This window comes from Corynebacterium sp. TUM25015 (genome assembly GCF_056393505.1).
Window position 1 is genome coordinate 331,528 of sequence record NZ_CM150783.1, and the last position, 20,495, is coordinate 352,022.

The window sequence follows — 20,495 nt, forward strand, 5'->3', positions numbered from 1 at the left end:
TTCCTTTCTCGTTTCTAGGTTGGCGGTGTGCGGTGAGTCGGTGTGTAGCGGGTCAGTGCGCAGGGTCGGCATGCGGTGGGGCGGCATGCGCAGGGTCGATGCCTGTCGCCTCGGGTGCTGGCCGGTCAGCCGAACTCTTGTTCAGCAGCCGCGGTGCCCATTGCTGGAAAACGTTCTTCCAGCCATCGGCTTTCACCAGCTGCGCGTGCGTAAGTTCAAGCTCGCTCACCCGCACCGGATACGCCCCCGGACGGCGCCTCCACGCAGCAGCCGGATCCCACTGCCCGTGTGCCACATCACTGTTGTTTTGCGTTGCCACCACTAGCTCGACCCTGCCTTCGTAGCTGGTGGGTGCTGCTGTGTGCAGCATCTGCATGCAGAAACGGATGTTGCTTTCTATATCGACGCCCACAGTGCCCAATTCGTGTGACATCCCATCGGCACGCGCAATTGCCCGAACGTCGTAGTCACCAAAGGCTGTCCTGCCATCGGGCGTGCCCGGCGGCCAGGAATGCGTACCGGAGCTGGGGCTGCTGCCGCTGGGGTAGGCGTCAAGAATTCCTAAGAACCGCACCTCATAGCCCCGGCGCTGCAACGCGGCAGCGATGTTTTCAGCCACCACGCCACCGAAGGAGTAGCCCACCAACGTGAAGGGTCCTTCTTGTTGCTCGGCCAGGATCTGTTCGGTGTAGAGCTCCGCTAGCTCGGCCAGTGTTTCCACCTGGGGTAGCGGGGACGGTAGTTCGATCAGGCGGGTGTCGAACTCAGTGTCCGCCAGAAGGCTGGCCAGCGGGGCGAAGGCCAAGCCATGTCCGCCGATCGGATGGAGGCACCACACCGGGCGGCGTTGCGAATGCTCGGCAGTCTGTAAGCGCTGGGATTGCTGCGGCTTCGGCGGCTGCTTAGCCTTCATAGCTCCACCAGTGCCCTGCCCCAGCCGTTCCGCGATGGCTGCCGGAGTACCAGCATCCACAATGTCCTGGATCTTCAACTGCATGCCCTGCTTGCGCAGCACACCCATCAAACGCATGGCCAGCAGGGAGTCACCACCGGAGGTGAAGAAGTTCTCTTCGGGGCCGATCGGGTTGCCTAGCAAGCTCTCCATGGCGGCCTGCACCTGGGCGCATACGGGGTTGTCCTCAGAAAGCTCCCGGTTACCGGTATTGCACGTATCCGCTTCCTCTACTTCGCTGTGCCCATCTACTTCTATTTGCCCGTCCGCTGGCTCCTCAAACTCGCCGCGCTCCGGAAGCAACTCCACCAACCGGAGATCCCTACCGGTGGCGGCGTCGCACAGTGCATTGAGGAATGTGCCGAACCACCTCGCGGCGGCGTCAGGAAGAATGCGTTCCACCACATCCGGACGGTGCACCAGCGTAATTTCCAAAACGTCCCCGGGCGGGCACACGACAGTCAGCGGGTAATGCGTGCGACCGCTGGTGCGCAGCCCCTGGATGCGCAGGCACGACTCGGAGGTCTCCACTGTGTGTGGACCGCTCGGTGCACCGAAGTGTGCGTGATGGTCGTACACCACCGCGGTGTCGAACAACGGTGCACTTCCCACCAGGGTCTCGATCTCCTGTAGCGGCGTAGTCTGGTTCTCGCTGATCAGCGCCATGGTATCTGCCACCTGTCGCACGGTATGGCGCAGCGTGTGCCCCGGTTCGAGTTGTACGTGCAACGGGAGTGTGGTGATGAACATGCCCACCGCACTAGCCATTCGCGGCTGCTCCGCGGACCGGCCGGAAAGAGTCACCCCCGTAGTCACTCGGCGCCCACCATGCAGCGCAGCCAGCGTGAGCAACCATGCGGTTTGTACCAGTACACTGGGTGTGGTTCCTAGGCTCGCCGCGGCGGTTGCCACCCGCCCATCTGTGTCGCGGTGCAGTACGTGCGGCACCTCTGGGGCTTCTGTTGTGCTCTTTTTACTTGACGCCACCGGCCGCAAGCCCGCAATCACACCTCCGTGCTCGCCTGTGCGGCTGGCCTCATGGGGCTGATCGGTGCCGGTGAAAATCTGTTGCCAGGCGCGGTGTTCCCGCTCCAGTTGTTCGACGCTGCGTTGGCACAGGCTTCGAGCAAATTCCGCGAAGGAGGGCGCGGGGTCCAGATCCTCGCCGCTTAGCAGTCGCTGCAAATCCTGCAGCATCACGGCGGTGGACCAGCCATCGGTGAGGATGTGATGGCTGCCCAGCACAAGTGTGGCAGGGCGGTTGGTTTCTAGTCGGTTACTCTCTGGCAACAGCACCAGGTCTGCGGTGACTAGCGGGCCGGATTCCAGGTCCACGGCGCGGTGGCCGCGCAACTCCCGCAGCTGTTCCACGAACGCATGAGCTGCAGCCGGTGAGAAGTCTCTGCAGTCGTGGATTGTCCAGGGCAGATCGAGCCGCTCCGGAATCAGCATCAGCGGGAGGTCGCTGCAATCGAACACGGCGCGCAGTGCTGCGTGGCGGCGCAGAATTGCCCGCATCGACTGGTGGATAAGCTCTGGGGAGGCCACACCAGTAAGGTCCACGGCGGCGGCAATGACGTAGCGGTCGGTTCCGGCCAATCCGTGGAACAGCAGCCCCTGCTGGGAGGCAGTAGCCGGGACAATGTCTTCCAGGGGACCGTGGGCGGCTTCCAGGGAGCGCAGATGAGCAACGCTGAGGGTCGGTGTGGGCTGGTTGGTTGAGCTGTGGCCTAGCCGAGGGTTCGTCGGCTGTGTATCGAATGCCCGGTAGTCGCTAGGCAGTGCTTGGCGCAGTACCAACCGATCCGCGACCAGCAGGTCCCGCGCCGCACGCTGTAGCTGTTCGTGCAGTTTCTCCAGCACGGTCGGGGATGCATCCCTGAGTGCTGCCAGGTCCGCCACGTATTCCACGTCTGCGCCGTCCGAGGTGAGGAAGACATTTATCGTCAGAGCCTCCGTCATCCGCCGGTCGTCGGATTCCAACACGCCGAAGCTCTCCTCCGGCTGTGCATCCAGAACATTAATCACCACACGACGGTTTGGAGGGCACGAAGCTGGATCCCACGGCTGAGCCTGCGACTCGGCCTCGCGCCCAGCGCGAACCCACGCTGCCATAAACCTCGGAGAATTGGCGGATGAATGAACGGAGGCACCGTCAGCCCTCGCAGAGAAAGCCCAACGCTCCTCCGTAGTGAACCAACCGATCAGCTCCATGCAATCCACCGCGCTACCGGTGCTGCCATAGTCACCAGAACGAGTGGCACCGGTGCCGCCATCGCGGCCGTGCCCTTCCACCACCAGCTGAAGCTCGGTCAAACCTACGGCCTGTAGCGCTTGCGCTAACAATGACACCACCACGACCTGTCGGTCTGTTCGAAAACGCTGCGCCAGCTCGGAACTCATCGCCGCAGCGTCCGGCATCGCAATATTTCGCCACATCATCGTGGCCTGCCCCCGTGGGCATAGCAGTTTCTCCGGCAACTCCGGCAAGACCGACAGCTCCGCCGATCCCGGTGGCACGTTCTGCACGGCCTGGTGCTCCACGGCACGCTGCATCCCGTGGGCGCGCAGGAGGCCGGTGAGCGCGGGAAGCTTCACGTTGGCGTCAATTAATACAGCATTCCACTCGCGCTGCAGGTTCGGCCAGGACAGCGCATCGATCGCCAGGTGGTGCACCATCACCAGCGCGCCTTCCCTGCACAGTCCGACCTGCCACATCACTCCACCATCGGGGGCTATGCCGGCGGCCAGCTGCTCCACCGGATCTGGGCCGTCCGGCGCAAGCTCCACCACAATCTCCTCGGCGTTAGCCAGTGGCACACGCGGGATCAGCTGCACTACGTTGTCCCAGTCCAGCAACATCCGCAGGCTCGCATGCCGGCGCTGAAGCACCTCCACCGCGCGTAGCACATCGGCTTGGCCGCACCCGGGTGGCATATCTAGCCACCGGTACATCACGTGGCGACGCATCGCATGCACGGTGGGCGCAGCTGCAATCTGCGTGCGTGCCACCGGACTCCACGGCAATACACCCCAATCCAGCCATTGATTGTCCCCATTATTGGATCTCGAATTACCCCCCTTGCCCAGGTCTTCACCAGAACTAAGGAAGGTCGGGCGCGCAGCCTGCGAAACCTGGGGAGCCTGCGGATTCTGCGGAGGACGGAAGTCTAATGGGATCTGCGCTAACGCAATGCCGCCCATTAGGTCCTTCGGCTGCAACAGCAGCCCCTGCTGACGTGCGCGAGAGGCCACATGAAGAGCAGCAATACTCTCCCCTCCCAAACTGATGAAGTCCTGATCAGGATCAGTCTGCTGCGGCGGTAGATGGAGAACATCACACACCGTGCGATGCAGCAGGAGGTGGGCAGGGTCGAGCGGCGCAAGCGGGTCGTTTTTACCGCTTGTAGTTGCGTTACCTGCGCTAGAGACCTCCACGGGTTCGGTCGCCTCGGGAGCTGCGGTATCCTCCTTCGCACCAGCGGTCGGCGGCTGCAGTCCGTATCCGGCGATGGCCTCCCGGTCGATCTTGCCGGAGGTGGTGGTGGGCAGCGCTCGCACTGGATGGATGCGCCGGGGGATCGCCGCGGCGGGTAAAGCAGCTTGCAACTGGTGCCGGATAGCGGTCAGATCTGAAGCGTCCATGGGCCAATCCCCTACCACCGCAGCAACCAACACAGTGGCCTGCCCACTGCGATTCAGTGGTGCCACGGCGCAGTGCCGCACGCCGTTCACGCTGGCTAGTACAGCTTCCACTTCGGCCAGCTCCACGCGCTGCCCATTGATCTCGACTTGCTCATCGGCACGCCCCAGAAACTGGTAGCCCCGCCCAGGAATCCATCGTGCCCGATCCCCGGTGCGGTAAATGCGCTCCGGAGCCCGACGCGGGTCGATGCGAACGTCCTCCTTGAACGCCGCATCGGTGGCCTCCGGAAGGCCACGGTAGCCGAGTGCCAGCTGTGGACCGGCTAGAACCAGTTCGCCTACTTCTTGGTCTCCTACCAGCTGCAGGGCGTTATCCACCAGGTAGGCACGCATACCGGCAACGGGCCGCCCCAGGTGTGCCACGCCCGGCTCCACTCGGGCCAAAAGGGCATCTACAGTGCTTTCGGTGGGGCCATAGGCATTGACGACCTCCAGGCCGGTGGCCGCCAGGTGATCCCACAGCTCAGCGGGCAGCTCTTCGCCACCCAAAACCACTAACTGCAGGCTCGGTACTTTCTCCAATAACTGCGCGGCCAACAACGCCTTCATCATGGAGGGAGTCGTATCCACCACATTGATCTGCTGTGTAGCGAAGTGTTCCACCAGCTTGTCTGCATCCCCAGTGGCCTGTTCTGGGTAGAGGTGCACGTCGTGGCCCGCCAGCAGCCACAGCAACTGGTCGAATGCTGCATCGAAACTGAAAGACGCCGTATGCGCCACCACCGCGTGCGGCCTGTCGTACAATCCGCTGCGGTGTTGGGCAAACAGAGAGCTAATGGCACGGCGGGGAACCTCCACGCCCTTGGGCTTGCCGGTGGATCCAGAAGTATAGATCAGGTAGGCCAATTGCTCCGGGTCTGGATAGGCTGCCGATTCCGCGGACCGTTCTACGGCGTTCTCCTCCGAGGTGGTACTGCCCAAGGCTAGGGCGTAGCGGATGGCCGCCGCATCCACACTAGCTACCGGTTCAGCGTTCGCATGGATTTGCTCACGGCGCTGGGCAGGACTGGTGGGATCGATATAGACGAAGGGCACACCCGCGGCGAAAGCGGCTAGCACAGCAAGGGCCAATTCGCGCCCCCGCTCCATCTCGAGAGCGAGCACTGGTCGCGCCCTATCTTGCTCGGTGACTTGTTCCGCCTGGCGCCACCTGTCGCTTCCCAGAACCTCACAGCGAAAGTAACTAGCCAGGCGATGTACTGCAGCGTGGAGATCCTTGCTGTTCAGCACTGCAGCGCCCAGTATCTCGCGATCCAACATCTCAGTTCCGGGCTCGGTATCCCAGCCATCGGCAGTGTGAACCACCAGATGTGCCTGTGTGTGGTTTCGCAGCGTGGACAAAGCGGTGCTCAGAGCGTCCTGCGATCGGCTATTTTCGGCCACTTCGACACCTTGGGCGCGCCGCTGCTTTAACATTTCCACGCGCCGTCTCTGGCTATGCAGTGGCAGCTCCCCGATCTTTCGGGATGTGTCTTCAAGCGCCTGACACGTGAACTCCCGCAGTGCCTCCAACCGAGCCCGCGCATGCTCGGCACTCACGCGGGCCGGATCCGTCTCAAAAGCCATGTCCAGTCCGCCATCCTCGGCCGGGGTGAGCACCAATCCCAAATCCTCCGGCGGCCCACCCGCCACATTGCGCAACCGCCCCGGAACCCCCGCGAAATCCGCCCGGGTGGTGAAGGCCTTAGCATTCACTCCCACTCCGTGTAGCACGTCAGCCACCCGGGAGTCCCCCGTGATCTGCGGTAGGCTCTCTCCACGCAGTCGCTGGTGGGCCAGTAGACCATGCAGCGACTCCACCGCATGGTGTAGATACTCCTGCACCGTTTGTTGATTGTCGACGTTGACTCGCAGTGGCAGCACATTGACGGCCATTGCAGGCGTGCGGAGCTCTCGCGTATGCGAGCGTGCCATCACGGGCACAGCCAGGAATTGTTCGCTGGTCGAGCGTGGAGCCAACAGACGGTGAACAAACGCCCCGTACAGTGCGATCATGAGCTCTACCCACGTAATCTGCTCATCAGTAGCGGCTTTCGTGGCCTTCTCCATGATCTCCGGCCCCAGGCGCATGGTGGTGGTGATTGTGGTTTGCCCTGTGCCTTCTGCCTTTGTGGCCGTATTCATCGTGGCGCGCTCAGCAACTTCCGGAAGCTGTGCGAGTACGGACGTCCAATACTGTTTATCCCGGGTATGCTCCGCGGATTCGCGGTACTCCTGATCCAGCGCCACCAGTTCGGACAGCGAAGCTGCCCGGAATGGACGAGCCTGCTTTCCTGCCACGCGAGCGGTATAAATCTGACTAAGGCGACGCGTGAGCAGGGAAGCCGAGAAGCCATCGACAATAAGGTGATGATAAAGCTGGACAACCCAGGTCTCGGTGACGTCGAGAAGAATAATGACATAACGACACAACGGTTGATCCACCATGGTGCGCATCGTCTCGGCACATTCGGCGCGTAGCGCATCTACCCAGGCTTCCGCGCTGCGCTGGGGATCCGCGGCGTGCCGCACGTCGATCACGCGGTCGACCCCGGGGGCTTCCTGTACCACGGATTGTTGCGGGGTAAGGCCATCCGTCGTGACGCGCACGCGCAATGTCTCAGCTTCCTGTTGCAGCTGTGCGATGGAGTGCTGCAGAGTTTCCAGCTCGATGTGCCCTGGCCCCAGGTGCAGTACCTCACCAACCACGTAGTAGGGCGATTCGGGGTTGAGTTTTTGGGCGTTCCAGACACCGTATTGAGCGCTCGTTAACGGCAGCGTAGAAGACAAGTCAAGTTCCTTGTGAGTCGGCGGGCGGCAGCGGGGAGGCGAGTGAGAGAACAAGAAAGGGCATAAGAAAACACCCCACGCTGCCACACCGGGCGACACATTCGCGAGGGGTGCTGGAGAAAAAAAGACTAAGAGATCTCTTTCAAGGTAGGCTTGACCTGCTCCAATACCCATGCACGGGACAGGGCGGTCGGCGTGTTCAGGCCAGCAACCACAGCCTCGTTACCCGCCAGGGTGGCGCCGGACTTGACCTGCGGCAGGTCTGAGTAGCCCGGGATCTTCTCCACCTCCGCGATGTCACCGGTGCGGTTATAGATCACCATGAAGTCCGCAGCCAGGGCGGAGACGTTTTCTGGCGACAGAGTCACGCGCCCCTGCTGTACCTCGATTGAGCCGTCGGTCAGAGATTCCGGGAACTTCATACCCAGGTCGTAGATAAAGGAGGCTCCTGGATCCTTCGGGTCGGCCACAGCTCCAAAGGATCCCTGAGCGAACTGGGAGACCACACCGGTCTTACCCTCGATATTCGGCAGCTCGGACTTCGCATCGGAGAAGACTTTCTCATCCTGGTCGATGACTTCTTGAGCTTTATCTTCCTTGTTGAAGATCTTGCCGAGCTCCTTCAACTGCGACTTCCAGCTGATCCCCTCACCCTCGGTGCCAATACCACCCAGAGTGGGCGCGATCTCGGAGAGCTGTGTGTAGTTATCCTCGGAGATCGTCCAGTAGTCCCCGACGATGAAATCCGGAGCAGCGGCGGCGATCTCTTCCTTCGGCAGAGTCTTGAAATCGGTCTGCTTGATAATCTCCACGCCATCCAACTTGCCGTCGCGCCACGGGGCATTCATGTCCTTAGCAGACACCACCACGGCGGAGGGCTTGATGCCCATAGCCAGCAGGTTGTCGATGGCTGGACCAATGGCAACGACGCGCTCGGGGTTTACGGGGTATGTGTCTTCCCCCCAGGCGTGCTTGATGTTGACTTCGGAGGCATTATCGCCGGAATTCGCTGCGGAGTTTGCGCCTGAGGAAGTATTTTCCGCCTTGTCATCTGCATCGGAGCTGCAGGCTCCCAACACCAGGGTAGTGGAGAGCACGGCGATGCTGAGCGCACGGACAACGTTTGAGTTCTTCATTCTGAATGGGTTTCCATTTCACTAAACAAACAAGATTAGGTAAGGCTACCATCACCAAGGGTAGGCTAACAAGGGTAATCTGAGACTTTTTAACTTAATTTGGATCGGGGAGGGCACGACGATCCAGCTTCCCATTACTGCTCAGCGGCAATGCCTGCAGAGCCACTACACGGCTGGGAACCATGTACTCCGGTACTGATTCGCGCAGCACAGCAGCCACCTCCGTAGGCGGTAGTACCACTGCTTCCTGATCCCACACCACATAGCCCACCAGCACTGATGAATCCTCGCCAACGACACGACTGGCCGCCTGCCGCACACCAGGAACCCGTCGCAGCGCCGCATCTACCTCTCCCAACTCCACTCGGTTGCCCCGGATCTTCACCTGGTCACCCACCCGACCTACGAATTCCAGCAACCCCACCTGGTTCCATCGTGCTAGATCTCCGGTGCAGTACATTCGGCCGCCATCAACCTGTGGGTACCAACTGGGCACAAAAGATTGTGCCGTTAGCTCCGGGCGGCGCCAATAGCCAGTAGCCACCTGCACCCCGGCAATGCAGAGCTCACCCACCTGGCCAGGATCGGTAACCTCTTTCCCATCCTCAGCGCGCAGATAACAGCTCACATTGTCTTGAGGCAGACCCAACAGCGACGGTTGCCGACCATCCCCCGCGCTGGATCCCGCCAGCTCAGCCAGCAATTCCTCGGTATATTCAACCCACAGCACATCCATCGCGGCCTCCGTGGGCCCATAAAGTCCATGCACCCGGCAACCGATCTGTCGCAGGCACCGTTCTGCCAGCGCACTGGGCACAGCCTCGCCACCTAGCAGCAGATGCTTGAGCCCAGCCAACCTTTCCAGAGGCTCGCCCATGTCGTCCATGACATCCAACAGCGTGCCGAGCATACTCGGCACCATCGACAGCACACTGACCTGGTAATCCACCAGCAAATCCAAAAAGCCATCGATATCCCCCATCCACCACTGTGAATCGGGCATCACCACCGTTCCACCATTAGCCAGGGGGTTCAGGATCTCCGCGATACCCACATCAAACACCGCCGGCGCCTTCTGCAGCACACGAAGTTCCTCGCCAGGCCCCACGATCCGGGCGCTCCATTCCAAATGGCAGGCTACGCCACGGTGAGTATTCACCACCGCCTTCGGCCGCCCGGTCGAACCTGAGGTGAACGTGATGTAACAGGGATCCTCCGGGCAAATGTCCGTGTTCACCTCCAACAGCGCACCGCTCACCTGCAGCGAGCCACCCGATCCATCTATATTTTCGCGGTCACACTCTGCGCCACCAATCCACACTTCAGCGGCGCAAGCTTCGGCGACGACTCGGCGCAGCTCCTGTTCCGCAGACTGCTCCACACCGAGCAACATCACCAGCTCCGGCTGAAGATCTTCCAGCTGCCAACGCAAACGCTCTGTTGGAGAATCCACCTCCAATGGACAATAGACTGCGCCCGAGTGAAGAATCCCTGCCACCATTACCGGTAGCCGAGTATCCCGGCGCGCCAGTACCGCGATCCGGTCCCCTCTACCCAGCCCGCGGCTGCTAATACTGCCGGCCACTCGCCTGGCACCTCTAGCCAGTTCTGGCCAAGTAATGGCCCCAGCAGGCCCCGTAACCGCTAGCCGTGGGCTATCTACCCCACACTCCTGGACTGCCGCACAAATCATCGCATCCACCGTGGCATAGCGCTGCTTCACTCGGCGGCCATGAGGCCGCGGTGCTGGAAATGCACTCATGAACGCACCTCCGCCCGAACCCCAGCCTGCACCCCAGCCCGCATGCCAGCCTGCACATCGGCGGCATTATCGCCCAGGCCGTCCCCTACACCGAGCCCAGCTACTACCCGATCGGAAAGCTCGCCCAGGCAGCTCAGGTTCGCAAACCCCGGCCCCTGGCGCATACCTGCCAGTGCCGGAACAAACAGGTGCGGAACCAATCCCTCCACTGCCAGATCTGCCCCAATACTGGCCTCCCAGGCCGGAACGGAGCTCAGTGCTGCATCGGACTGGTTGCCTAGTGCGCGCTCCAGGAGGAGGCGCACCTGTGGCGTCATCACATCACAGAACCACAAGGGCCTACCACCGCGAGCGTCAATGACGAGATCGCACAGCTCGGTGTAGGAGCCACACACTTCATCATCAATATGCACCCGCAGTCGAAAATCAGCGTCCGGCGAGCTCGCCAGCTCCACACGGCGGACAACGCCACGGCGATGTGCCACGCGATCATCGGAATCTAACACCTGCTGCACCCGCACAGAAAGCACCCCACGGTCGGTTCTGCGGATGAAGTCTCTACGCGCTGCTTCGCTGAGTGTCACCCATTTGCGCGGATCTGTATACAACTCGTTTTCGAATTGACTCTCCCCACGACTGAACATCGTGGCCAGGGGCGATACGGCCAGAGCTTCCTCAATATTGAGGTGAATTAGCTGGTCCAACACGGAAGCTGCAGATTCCCCAGTACCGATCACCACAACACGAGGGACCTCGGGGAGGCTTCCACGCGCCTTGAGATCCCAAAATTCTGCCACAGAGAGCACACCCGGAACATCCGAAATTTTGCCGTCGCTACGGCCAGGGCCGGTAACGAGCACACTATCGGCCTCCAGAGTGAACTCGGCGCCACGTGTGTCCTCGGCAGTGAGGCGCCACCGGCAGGGCTGGGAGGCAGTGCCGGTGGCCGTGCCCGTAGGGCTAGTGGCACTACTTTCAGTGGTCACGTCGAGTAGCCGCACCGTTGCTGGAACCACCCGCATTCCCATCTTTTGCGCCGCCCACTCCAGGTAGCTAGCCCACAGGTAGTGCGGTGGGTTGGGGTGGCCACGGTCGATCCAAGAGGCATAACGATCCGACTCCGTAAGGAAGCGCACCCAGCTAAGCCCCAGCATGCTCCGGTCCACGGCCTCGTTGAGCTCGCCCGCGATGCGCGTGCGGTAGGGAAATCCCAGATCTTTATCGGGCGAGGTTCCCAGCAACTGCCGCCCGTCCGTCCACCCACCGCAAGGCTTCCAATTACCGCCAATGCCGTGCGGATCCAGCACGGTTACTTCCGGGGTTGGAACGCCCAGGCTGCGCAGAGCGTGGAGTTTCGCCTGAACGGCTAGCGCTTTTGGCCCCGCTCCGATGATCGCCAATGATTTCAACTTACCATTCCCTTACCAAGTGAAGGCTTACCTTACACATAGACGGTAGTATGCTTACCCATGATTGACAATGACCCCCAGCAACAGCCTGAGTCACTGCTCACAGGAAGCCCCCAACCCCGCCCGGAGGAAATACTGCCCCGGTTGCGCCACGACATCCCGACAGCGGATTTCCTCCCTTCCCCGCCACCGTTACCGCAGATGAACCCTCCCTTTTCCCTACGCCCTGCGGACCCAGATCCCGAATCTTCCGATGCCGATCTGGTGGCCGAGTGGATGTCCCGCCCTCACTTGCGCGAGACGTGGGAACAACCCTGGCCAGCCGAACGCTGGCGCCAGGACTGGGTCGCAAAAACTCACACCACCTACGCTCGCGCCGCAATACTGTCCTATTCGATACCCCGCTCCCCCCACATCCGGGCTGCAAAGGAAGCCACGAGGGGCGATGCCTCCGCAGCTCCTACACCGTCTGACGAGAATGACGCCACAACCCCGGTGGGGTACGTGGAAATCTATCGCCCGCACCGGGACGAGATTGGCAGCAGCTATCTCTCTCAACCCCACGACCTGGGAGCCCATATCGCAATCGGCAAGCCAGAACTGACTGGCCATGGGATCTTCTCTTCTTTTCTGAGCAAGCTGGCCGCAGCACTGCTAGAGCAAGACCCGCAGTGCCAGCTGGTGCTTGGCGAGCCGGACTATCGCAACACCCGCACGCACCGGGCGCTGGCCAAGGCCAGTTTCCAAGATTTCGGCGAGCGACAGCAGCGGGCAGACCGGCGCGTACGGTTGTTCGGCTTAACACGGCCTAGCGCAGGGCGTGAGCCGCAACAGCGATTGGAGGCCACGCCATGAGTGTGCGCACCAGCCGCCTACTGGGTCTGGGGGTACTACTCCTACTGGTCGTCAGTGGCACGATCTGCAGTTTCCTGTACGGCGCCCGTTCCATCCCCGCAGAGGACGTGTGGGCTGCACTTCGGGATCTCCCGGCTACCAGTAGCTCCCCGGAGGAGGTTCCAGTCAACCAACGCGTGGTCGCCGAGCTGCGCCTGCCACGCACCATATTGGCCATTATCGTGGGCGCGGCACTAGGCGTAGCCGGCGCCCTAATCCAGGGACATACCCGCAATCCCCTGGCGGATCCGGGGATACTGGGAATCAGTTCCGGCGCGGCACTGAGCGTGGTGGCCAGCTACGCCCTGTTGGGCATCAGCGCGCCTTGGGCGACTGCGGTGGTTGCCTTCCTTGGTGCAATCGCAGCGACGGCGCTGGTCTTCGGCCTAGCTTCCGCGGGCAGAGCCACGGTAAATCCCCTGACCCTCGTGCTGGGCGGAGCCGCGCTGTCGGCAGTGCTAAGTGCCATCACGAGCGCCTTCGTTCTCACAAGTGAAAACAACCTGGATAGGATGCGCTTCTGGACCGTCGGTTCCCTAGCGGGCCGGGATATGAACATCGCGCTCAGCGTCTTGCCGTTTGTGGTTCTGGGGTTGATCCTGGCCTTTGCCACGGGCCCGCAGCTGAACATCCTAAATCTGGGCGACGACGTGGCTGCTGGCTTAGGTATCAACACTGCGGCCGCGCGACTAGGTGGCATGGGCATCATCGCACTGCTGGCAGGTGCAGCCACTGCCGCTGCAGGACCGCTGGGCTTCATCGGCCTGGTGGTACCCCATATCGTCCGAGCCCTCACCGGCCCGGATTACAAGTGGATTCTGCCGTACTCCGCACTAGCCGGTGCAGCACTACTTCTTTACGCGGACGTGGTGGGGCGCCTCATCGCCCGGCCCGGCGAGCTCCAGGTGGGCATTGTGCTGGCGTTCGTGGGTGCACCGTTCTTCATCGTCTTGATTTACCGAAAGAAGGTGGCGACGCTCTGATGGGGCTCAACAAGACTTCGCGCAATAGGCTCACCGCTACCGAGCGGGTTCCAGGCCGTCCGGCATTCAGGGTCGGGCCAATCTCCTTCGTTTGGCGCCCACGAGTGCTGCTTGTATGCCTCATTGCCGCGGCCCTTATCGTTTTCTTGGGAGCATTTTCCATTGGACTAGGTGATTTCCCCATCTCCGTTTCCCGAGTGCTGGAGGTTGTCTTCCGCGGGGATGGAAACCGCGTGGAAAGGCTAGTGGTCCTGGACTGGCGCATGCCCCGTGTGGCAACCGCCATCGCGGTCGGCAGTGCTTTGGGGCTTTCTGGCGCGCTAACTCAGACAGTCACCCGCAACGCACTGGCCAGCCCGGATATCCTTGGTATCACCACGGGCGCCTCAGCCATGGCCGTGACGGTCATCGTCCTCGGCGGTGGCAGCGGATTTCTCAGCTGGCTGTCCGGAATCGGAATCCCTCTGGCCGCACTACTAGGGGCGATACTCAGCGCTACAGCGATCTGGGCACTGGCGTGGCGGCGCCAGGCGGATTCCTACCGACTAGTGCTCTTTGGCATCATCATCACCGCGCTGCTCAGTTCCTACATCAATTTCCTTATGATCCGCTCGGAGCTACGGAATGCTACCCAAGCGCAGTTCTGGCTCACAGGCTCCTTGGCCACAGCGGGCTGGAATACCACCATCCCGATGGTGATTCTGGTGATCGCGTGCTGTCCCCTACTGGCCTGGATCGGCTACCAGGCGCTGGCCACCACTTTGGGACCCGATCTGGCTCGGGCACTCGGCCAGCGGGTCAACGGTGTACAGGTCGCGATGCTGGCGCTAGCCGTGGCCCTAGCTGCGGTAGCAGTCTCCGCCGCCGGCCCCATCGGCTTCGTCGCCTTCGTAGCACCCCAGGTGGCCCTTCGAATGTGCGGCGTACCCACCCCACCGCTTGCGGCTTCGGCGCTCACCGGTGCAGTACTGCTGCTGGGGGCGGACATCGTCACCCAAGCGATTCTGCCGGTGGAACTTCCGGTGGGCATTGTGACCTCCGCCCTAGGTGGCATCTTCCTCATCTATCTGCTCGTTCAACGCACTAGGAGCACAGACGCATGACCTCTTCCACACCCCAGCCAAATACAGCACAGCACAACACGGCACTACCAAATACAGCACAGCCAAGCGACACCAGCGGCGTAGTTGCGTCCTCGATCACGGTGGGCTACGGCGAGCGCACCATCATCCGCGACCTTAGCGCCACGTTCCCGGCGGGCAAGATTACTACCATCGTGGGGCCCAACGGCTGCGGTAAGTCCACATTGCTGCGTACCATGTCCGGCCTACTTGACCTCAATACGGGAACCGTTCGTGTGAATAACCAGGACATCACGGCCATGAAACGCAAGGAGGTCGCCCGACTATTGGGCGTACTTCCCCAATCGCCCGTGGCCCCAGAGGGCCTGCTGGTCTCCGATCTGGTGGCTCGCGGGCGGCACCCACACCAGGCGTGGTTCCGGCAATGGTCTTCCACGGACGAAGGGGCGGTACTCGAGGCCCTGGAGCAAACAGATTCCAAGGATCTTGCTAACCGCACGCTGGATGAACTCTCTGGCGGCCAGCGCCAGCGCGTGTGGATTTCCATGGTGTTGACGCAGAACACCGACATCCTTTTCCTCGACGAGCCGACCACCTACTTAGACCTGGCGACTTCCGTGGACATCTTGGAACTGGTTGAGGACCTGTGCCAACGGCTTGGCCGCACCGTGGTTATGGTGCTGCACGATCTAAATCTTGCGGTGCGTTATTCCGATTATCTAGTGGTCATGAATGAAGGCCAGGTGATGGCCTCCGGTTCGCCTTCGGAGATCATTACTGCAGAGCTACTGCAGCGGGCTTTCGACCTGCGAGCACGGGTGATCGAAGATCCGGAGACTGGCGACCCGCTCATCATCCCTCTCAAGAAATCCAAAACTAGCACCCTTGATTAGCCTAACCTAAGTCGATTACAGTGTCCGCTATGGATTTCAACATTCCTCCGCACCTAGCCACACGGCAGCCAACCGAGTCGCCGCCGGAGCAAGCGCAACTACAACAAACGGTGATCGTGACAGGTGCTGCTGGAGGCATCGGCCGCGAGTGTGTGCGCCTGCTACGACAGAACGATCACACCGTGATCGGCTGGGATCTACCGGAAGTAGACATCACCTCTTCAAACCCGACTGACCCACGCAGCGTGGAAAGTCACCTGTCGAAAGCACTGGCAGCTCACGGGCACATTGATGCACTCATCCACTGCGCGGGAACCTTAATCCCAGATAGCGCACTGACGGGCCCCACGGCAGTTGACACAGTTGACACAGTCTCGGGTATCGGTACGGACCCCGACGAGACCGGAGCCTGGGAAAACAACTTCGCTGTCAACGTCACCGGCTTAGCCCGCACATGCTCCGCAATCGCCCAGCACATGGTGGATCGCGGCACTGGAGCAATTGTGGCAGTGACTTCCAATGCAGCAGCACAGCCCCGGGCACGCATGGCCTCCTATGGAGCTTCCAAAGCGGCAGCGACTGCCTGGTTGAAAACTCTGGCGCTAGAGTGCGCCCCACACGGGGTGCGCTGCAACAGCGTATCCCCTGGTTCCACAGACACCGCGATGCTACGCACCAGCTGGCACGGCGAGGATCGAGCCGCGCAGACCCTTGCCGGTGTACCGGAGGACTACCGGTTAGGCATCCCTTTACAACGCATCGCGCAGCCAGAAGATATCGCGGCAGCATGCCTCTTTCTTATCTCCCCTGCAGCCTGCCACATCACCATGCACGACCTCCGTGTTGATGGTGGCGCCACCCTAGATGCCTAGCCTCTGTACCCCACCAGCCCAACGAAAGGTTATCTCTATGGCGATTCCACCCATTTCGCCCTATCCCATCCCCACTCCATCCACCACACTGCCCGCCGATTGTCCGGCGAGATCCTGGGCCCTGGAGCCCGCACGCGCAGCACTGCTGGTGCACGACATGCAGAAGTACTTCCTAGCTGCCTATGACTGGAACAAAGAACCGCTACACTCGGCGCTCGCCAACATCGCGCGCCTCATCACCACGGCGGATCAGCTGGGTATTCCTGTGTTCTATTCCGCCCAGCCGCCGCAACAGCACCCCACCCGACGAGGGCTCTTAAGCGATATGTGGGGACAAGGTTTACAAACAGCCGAGGAAGCGTCGATCATCAAAGAGTTGGCGCCAGGCAAGCATCACCAGATACTCACGAAGTGGCGCTATTCCGCATTCGAGCGCACGGACCTTTACCAGTCGCTGGCTTTCGCTCGGCGGGATCAGCTAATTATCACCGGGGTATATGGCCACATGGGCTGCAAGGTCACCGCGGTGGATGCGTTTATGAAGGACATTCAGCCGTTTGTGATCACGGACGGAATTGCGGATTTCACGGCACAGGACCACCAGGAAACGATTGATTGGGTAGCCAAGCGCTGTGGAAGAAGCCTGGATACGGCCAGCGCGCTGAAACAGCTGGAGGTGCACGATGGTCCGCCCAGTGGGGAGGCTAGTGGCCCACCCAGCTTTGTCATGAGCGACAGCGACCAGACTCTGACAACCTGCGGCGTCAAAACTCGTTATGGCACGGTAGAGCAAGCCGCCGCAGCACTTCGTAGGGCGGCGGAGGCAGGACGGGAAGACGTCGTGGTGGGAGCGCTGCCCTTCGATCCAGACACAGCACCGGTATTGCTGGCCCCCGAGAGCTTTCAGCGGCACGCGGGAGCTCCGCGTTGGAAGACGGCTCCATTGGTTCCCGACGTGGTGGACATCTCACAACGCCCCAGCCTGCAAGAGCATGGCCGGCGGGTTAGCCGTGCCGTGGAGGCGATTGGGCGTGGCGAGTTTCAAAAGGTGGTGCTTTCCCGCGAGGAGGAGTACACGCTGGCTAGCCCTGTGGAGCCGGAAGCCCTGCTACGAGGGTTCATGGAAACCTCCGCCACGGGGCACGGGCACCTGGTAGCTACGACTAACGGCCCCGAAGAAGCTTTCTTCGTCGGATCTAGCCCGGAGCTACTGATCCGCAAGGAAGGCGCGCGGATTGTTTCCCACCCGCTGGCCGGAACTATCGCTCGATCGGAGGACCCGGTGACGGACTGGGCGCGGGCAATTGAGCTCACGCTCTCCCACAAAGACATCGCCGAGCACCGCTTCGTGACCACAGCCATCCGGAAGGTTCTTGAACCCCTGTGTACTCAGCTACACGTTCCGGAATTACCCACGCTGACCGCCACGTCGCACACCTGGCACCTAGGAACCCATATCGAAGGCACGTTGCGGAACCCTGATACCTCCGTTCTGGAGTTGGCTGCGTTGCTACACCCCACTCCGGCAGTCAATGGAGCACCGTCCGCTGCTGCGTTGGACTTTTTGCGCCAGCAGGAGCCGGAGCGGGGTCTGTACGGCGGCGCCATCGGATACGCAGATTCCCACGGCGATGGCGAGTGGCGGGTAGCTATCCGAAGTGCCACGGTTCAAGGCTCCCAAGTGTCTGCCCGAGCCGGCGGCGGAATCGTTGCCGAATCCCAGCCAGACCAGGAGATCGAGGAAACCAACTTCAAACTCGGTCCGGTGCGTGCGCTGTTGGGACTGGCCGCAAAGGGAGATACAGAAGGCACCGCGCAGCCCCCGTCAGCACACATAGCGCCCAATCCCGAGCCCCACCTCAGCCCGCTTAACGGAAGCCACGGCCCAGAGGTACTGGCCAACCACATGCCCCGTACCCTCGCGCAGGAATACCACCGCCAGGGAATATGGACCCACCACACCCACTGGGATGTCTTCCAGCAAACGGTTGCCACCTTTCCCAATCGACCCGCCGCGACGGACGGCCACCGCAGCCTGTCCTGGCACGAACTAGACAACAGCGTCGAGACCGCCGCCCACTACCTTCACCAAGCCGGAGTACGCCGGGGCGATGGCTGCATCCTGCAGCTTCCCAATAGTGTGGTGTTCCTCGAAACTCTCTTGGCATTATGGAAGCTCGGCGCCATTCCCATCTTCGCCTTGCCTGACCTCGGCTCCACGGAGGTGCGCCACTTCGCCAGCCACGCGCCAGCACGCTTCTACATCAGCACGTCACGCCCCGATCGGCACCTTGCGGGCGTCCACGCCACGCTACAAGAGCCGCTGGACGATGGCCGCACTGTTCGAGCGATCCTCATCGACGAGACCGCCGAATCTCCCTGGGCTACCGAATCAACGGGGCACTCGGAGGCTGCAAACGAAGAGTCACCCGCCCCTCCAACCGCCGATGTAGAAGCAGACGAGCTTGCGTTCCTGCAACTCTCCGGTGGCACGACCGGCCTACCGAAGCTAATCCCGCGAACCCATGCGGATTATCTCTATTCGATCCGTTGTGCGTTGCAAGCCTGTGACTTGGAGACGGAATCTTGCCTGCTCGTCGCTTTGCCCGCGGCGCATAACTTCACTCTCAGCTCGCCGGGAATTCTGGGTGCGCTGCTGCGCGGAGCGCACATCGTTTTCGCCAAATCACCGATGCCCAGCGATCTGCTGCCTGCCATTGACCGCCACGGTGCGACTCACCTCGCCCTGGTACCTCCGGCGGTACTGGGCATTCTCCACGCACCGGCCCGCGATCGCCACGACCTACGCACTCTGCGCACGCTATGGGTGGGTGGGGCGAAGCTATCTGCCGAGGTGGCCCGCCGCATCCGGCCGGAACTCGACTGTCAACTGCAACAGGTTTTCGGCATGGCTGAGGGACTCGTAAACTTCACACCGTTAAGCGCCTCGACCGAGGAAATAATCAATACACAGGGTCGCCCCATGAGCAGCCACGATGAGATTTGCATTGTTGATGACGCCACGCTCCCCCTCCCCGAAGGCCACCCCGGACACCTACTCACCCGCGGGCCGTACACGATCCGGGGCTATCACCGTGCTGAAGAGATCAACTCTAGGGCATTCACCGAAGATGGCTTTTACATTACTGGCGACATCGTCACCGTCGACGATAGTGCTCTGACGGTTGTCGGCCGGGCAAAGGACCAGATCAACCGCGGTGGGGAAAAGGTGGCTCCGGAAGCAGTCGAAAACGCGTTGCTCAGCCATCCGGATATCCACGATGTTTCGGTGGTTGGCACTCCGGACGACAATCTGGGCGAAGCCATCACGGCCTATGTGATCCTGAGGGATGGGGTGGATGATCTAACGCCACTTGCTGTCCGGAAGCATGCTCGGACTGCCGGTATCGCGCGGTTCGCAGTACCGGACCACGTGCACATCGTGGAGGAGTTCCCCACCACCGGGGTGGGCAAAGTGAATAAACGAATCCAACAGAACAACGCAGATAGCACGGCCGAACGGAAGATTGAGGTAGCGAACTAATGGAACCAATCACTGAAGACCAGTTGCGCGGATGTGTAGCCGAGACGATGAAGATGGAGCCAGCGGAGATCGAGGTTTCCGAGGAACTCTATGACCAGGGTATGAACTCTCTGCAGCTAGTTACGGTTCTCACTTGGCTGCAGGAGAAAGGCTACGATGTGAGCTTCGCCGACTTAGCGGAGGATACTCGGCTGACGGCCTGGATCGAACTGCTGGATAGTTAAGCTAGATGTGGGTCTAGGCGGGCAACAGGCTGACACCCGAACAGATGCAGGTGGGTGTGGCATGACTCGGTCACGTGTACACGCGGACGCACCGTGAGGGTCTCCACTCGCCATGGTCCACCCTCCAAACCTCACCCGTGCCTCCACTCTCCACGCTCAACGCTGCACTTTCCACGGGTCATCCGGGACAAATGTCCTAAACGCCCCGAAGTTAGACCCCCACGCCGGCAGTTACCTACCTCCGCTACACCCCAACAGCATTTGTCCCCT

At 61.3% G+C, this 20,495-nt stretch carries 11 protein-coding genes; 7 read left to right on the top strand and 4 right to left on the bottom strand.

Translation table 11 applies throughout. The features are described from left to right. Positions 1-52: 52 nt before the first annotated feature. From AC06DS_RS01570 to AC06DS_RS01585, 4 genes are all read right to left on the bottom strand, one after another. On the bottom strand, positions 53-7,426 hold the full coding sequence (locus tag AC06DS_RS01570) for a condensation domain-containing protein (RefSeq protein ID WP_477100818.1): 7,374 nt from the start codon (positions 7,424-7,426) through the stop codon (positions 53-55). Positions 7,427-7,554: 128 nt separating this feature from the next. Next, the gene (locus tag AC06DS_RS01575; RefSeq protein WP_034984980.1) at positions 7,555-8,562 is read right to left on the bottom strand and encodes an ABC transporter substrate-binding protein; all 1,008 of its coding nucleotides are present in this window, start codon (positions 8,560-8,562) and stop codon (positions 7,555-7,557) included. A 94-nt stretch (positions 8,563-8,656) separates the two neighbouring features. Beyond that, positions 8,657-10,324 carry an amino acid adenylation domain-containing protein gene (locus AC06DS_RS01580; protein ID WP_477100819.1) on the bottom strand — a complete coding sequence of 556 codons (1,668 nt, stop codon included), beginning with the start codon at positions 10,322-10,324 and terminating at the stop codon, positions 8,657-8,659. Then, positions 10,321-11,733 carry a SidA/IucD/PvdA family monooxygenase gene (locus tag AC06DS_RS01585; protein ID WP_477100820.1) on the bottom strand — a complete coding sequence of 471 codons (1,413 nt, stop codon included), beginning with the start codon at positions 11,731-11,733 and terminating at the stop codon, positions 10,321-10,323. Before AC06DS_RS01585 ends, AC06DS_RS01580 begins: the two co-directional genes overlap by 4 nt. A 60-nt stretch (positions 11,734-11,793) precedes the next feature. Between AC06DS_RS01585 and AC06DS_RS01590 the strand changes: the two genes are divergently transcribed. From AC06DS_RS01590 to AC06DS_RS01620, 7 genes are read left to right on the top strand one after another with little or no spacing between them, the layout of a single operon-like run. Then, entirely contained in the window at positions 11,794-12,588 is a 795-nt protein-coding gene (locus tag AC06DS_RS01590; RefSeq protein WP_448307980.1) for a GNAT family N-acetyltransferase, read from the top strand. Continuing rightward, entirely contained in the window at positions 12,585-13,610 is a 1,026-nt protein-coding gene (locus AC06DS_RS01595; RefSeq protein ID WP_011274154.1) for a FecCD family ABC transporter permease, read from the top strand. Before AC06DS_RS01590 ends, AC06DS_RS01595 begins: the two co-directional genes overlap by 4 nt. Next, positions 13,610-14,713 (top strand): FecCD family ABC transporter permease, encoded by a 1,104-nt coding sequence (locus AC06DS_RS01600; RefSeq protein ID WP_011274155.1) that lies wholly within the window; start codon positions 13,610-13,612, stop codon positions 14,711-14,713. The genes AC06DS_RS01595 and AC06DS_RS01600 overlap by 1 nt, the downstream gene beginning before the upstream one ends. Continuing rightward, on the top strand, positions 14,710-15,585 hold the full coding sequence (locus AC06DS_RS01605; RefSeq protein ID WP_477100821.1) for an ABC transporter ATP-binding protein: 876 nt from the start codon (positions 14,710-14,712) through the stop codon (positions 15,583-15,585). Before AC06DS_RS01600 ends, AC06DS_RS01605 begins: the two co-directional genes overlap by 4 nt. A gap of 29 nt (positions 15,586-15,614) precedes the next feature. Further along, the gene (locus tag AC06DS_RS01610; protein ID WP_049780521.1) at positions 15,615-16,457 is read left to right on the top strand and encodes a 2,3-dihydro-2,3-dihydroxybenzoate dehydrogenase; all 843 of its coding nucleotides are present in this window, start codon (positions 15,615-15,617) and stop codon (positions 16,455-16,457) included. A gap of 37 nt (positions 16,458-16,494) precedes the next feature. Next, entirely contained in the window at positions 16,495-20,001 is a 3,507-nt protein-coding gene (locus tag AC06DS_RS01615) for an isochorismate synthase (RefSeq protein WP_477100822.1), read from the top strand. After that, positions 20,001-20,225, top strand: coding sequence for a phosphopantetheine-binding protein (locus tag AC06DS_RS01620; RefSeq protein ID WP_034984987.1), 225 nt, complete (start codon positions 20,001-20,003; stop codon positions 20,223-20,225). The genes AC06DS_RS01615 and AC06DS_RS01620 overlap by 1 nt, the downstream gene beginning before the upstream one ends. Positions 20,226-20,495 lie beyond the last annotated feature (270 nt).

Coding starts and splice junctions, on each gene's coding strand:
- AC06DS_RS01590 (WP_448307980.1), top strand. CDS start 11,794: ATGATTGACAATGACCCCCAGCAACAGCCTGAGTCACTGCTCACAGGA.
- AC06DS_RS01580 (WP_477100819.1), bottom strand. CDS start 10,324: ATGAGTGCATTTCCAGCACCGCGGCCTCATGGCCGCCGAGTGAAGCAG.
- AC06DS_RS01600 (WP_011274155.1), top strand. CDS start 13,610: ATGGGGCTCAACAAGACTTCGCGCAATAGGCTCACCGCTACCGAGCGG.
- AC06DS_RS01605 (WP_477100821.1), top strand. CDS start 14,710: ATGACCTCTTCCACACCCCAGCCAAATACAGCACAGCACAACACGGCA.
- AC06DS_RS01620 (WP_034984987.1), top strand. CDS start 20,001: ATGGAACCAATCACTGAAGACCAGTTGCGCGGATGTGTAGCCGAGACG.
- AC06DS_RS01575 (WP_034984980.1), bottom strand. CDS start 8,562: ATGAAGAACTCAAACGTTGTCCGTGCGCTCAGCATCGCCGTGCTCTCC.
- AC06DS_RS01610 (WP_049780521.1), top strand. CDS start 15,615: ATGGATTTCAACATTCCTCCGCACCTAGCCACACGGCAGCCAACCGAG.
- AC06DS_RS01595 (WP_011274154.1), top strand. CDS start 12,585: ATGAGTGTGCGCACCAGCCGCCTACTGGGTCTGGGGGTACTACTCCTA.
- AC06DS_RS01615 (WP_477100822.1), top strand. CDS start 16,495: ATGGCGATTCCACCCATTTCGCCCTATCCCATCCCCACTCCATCCACC.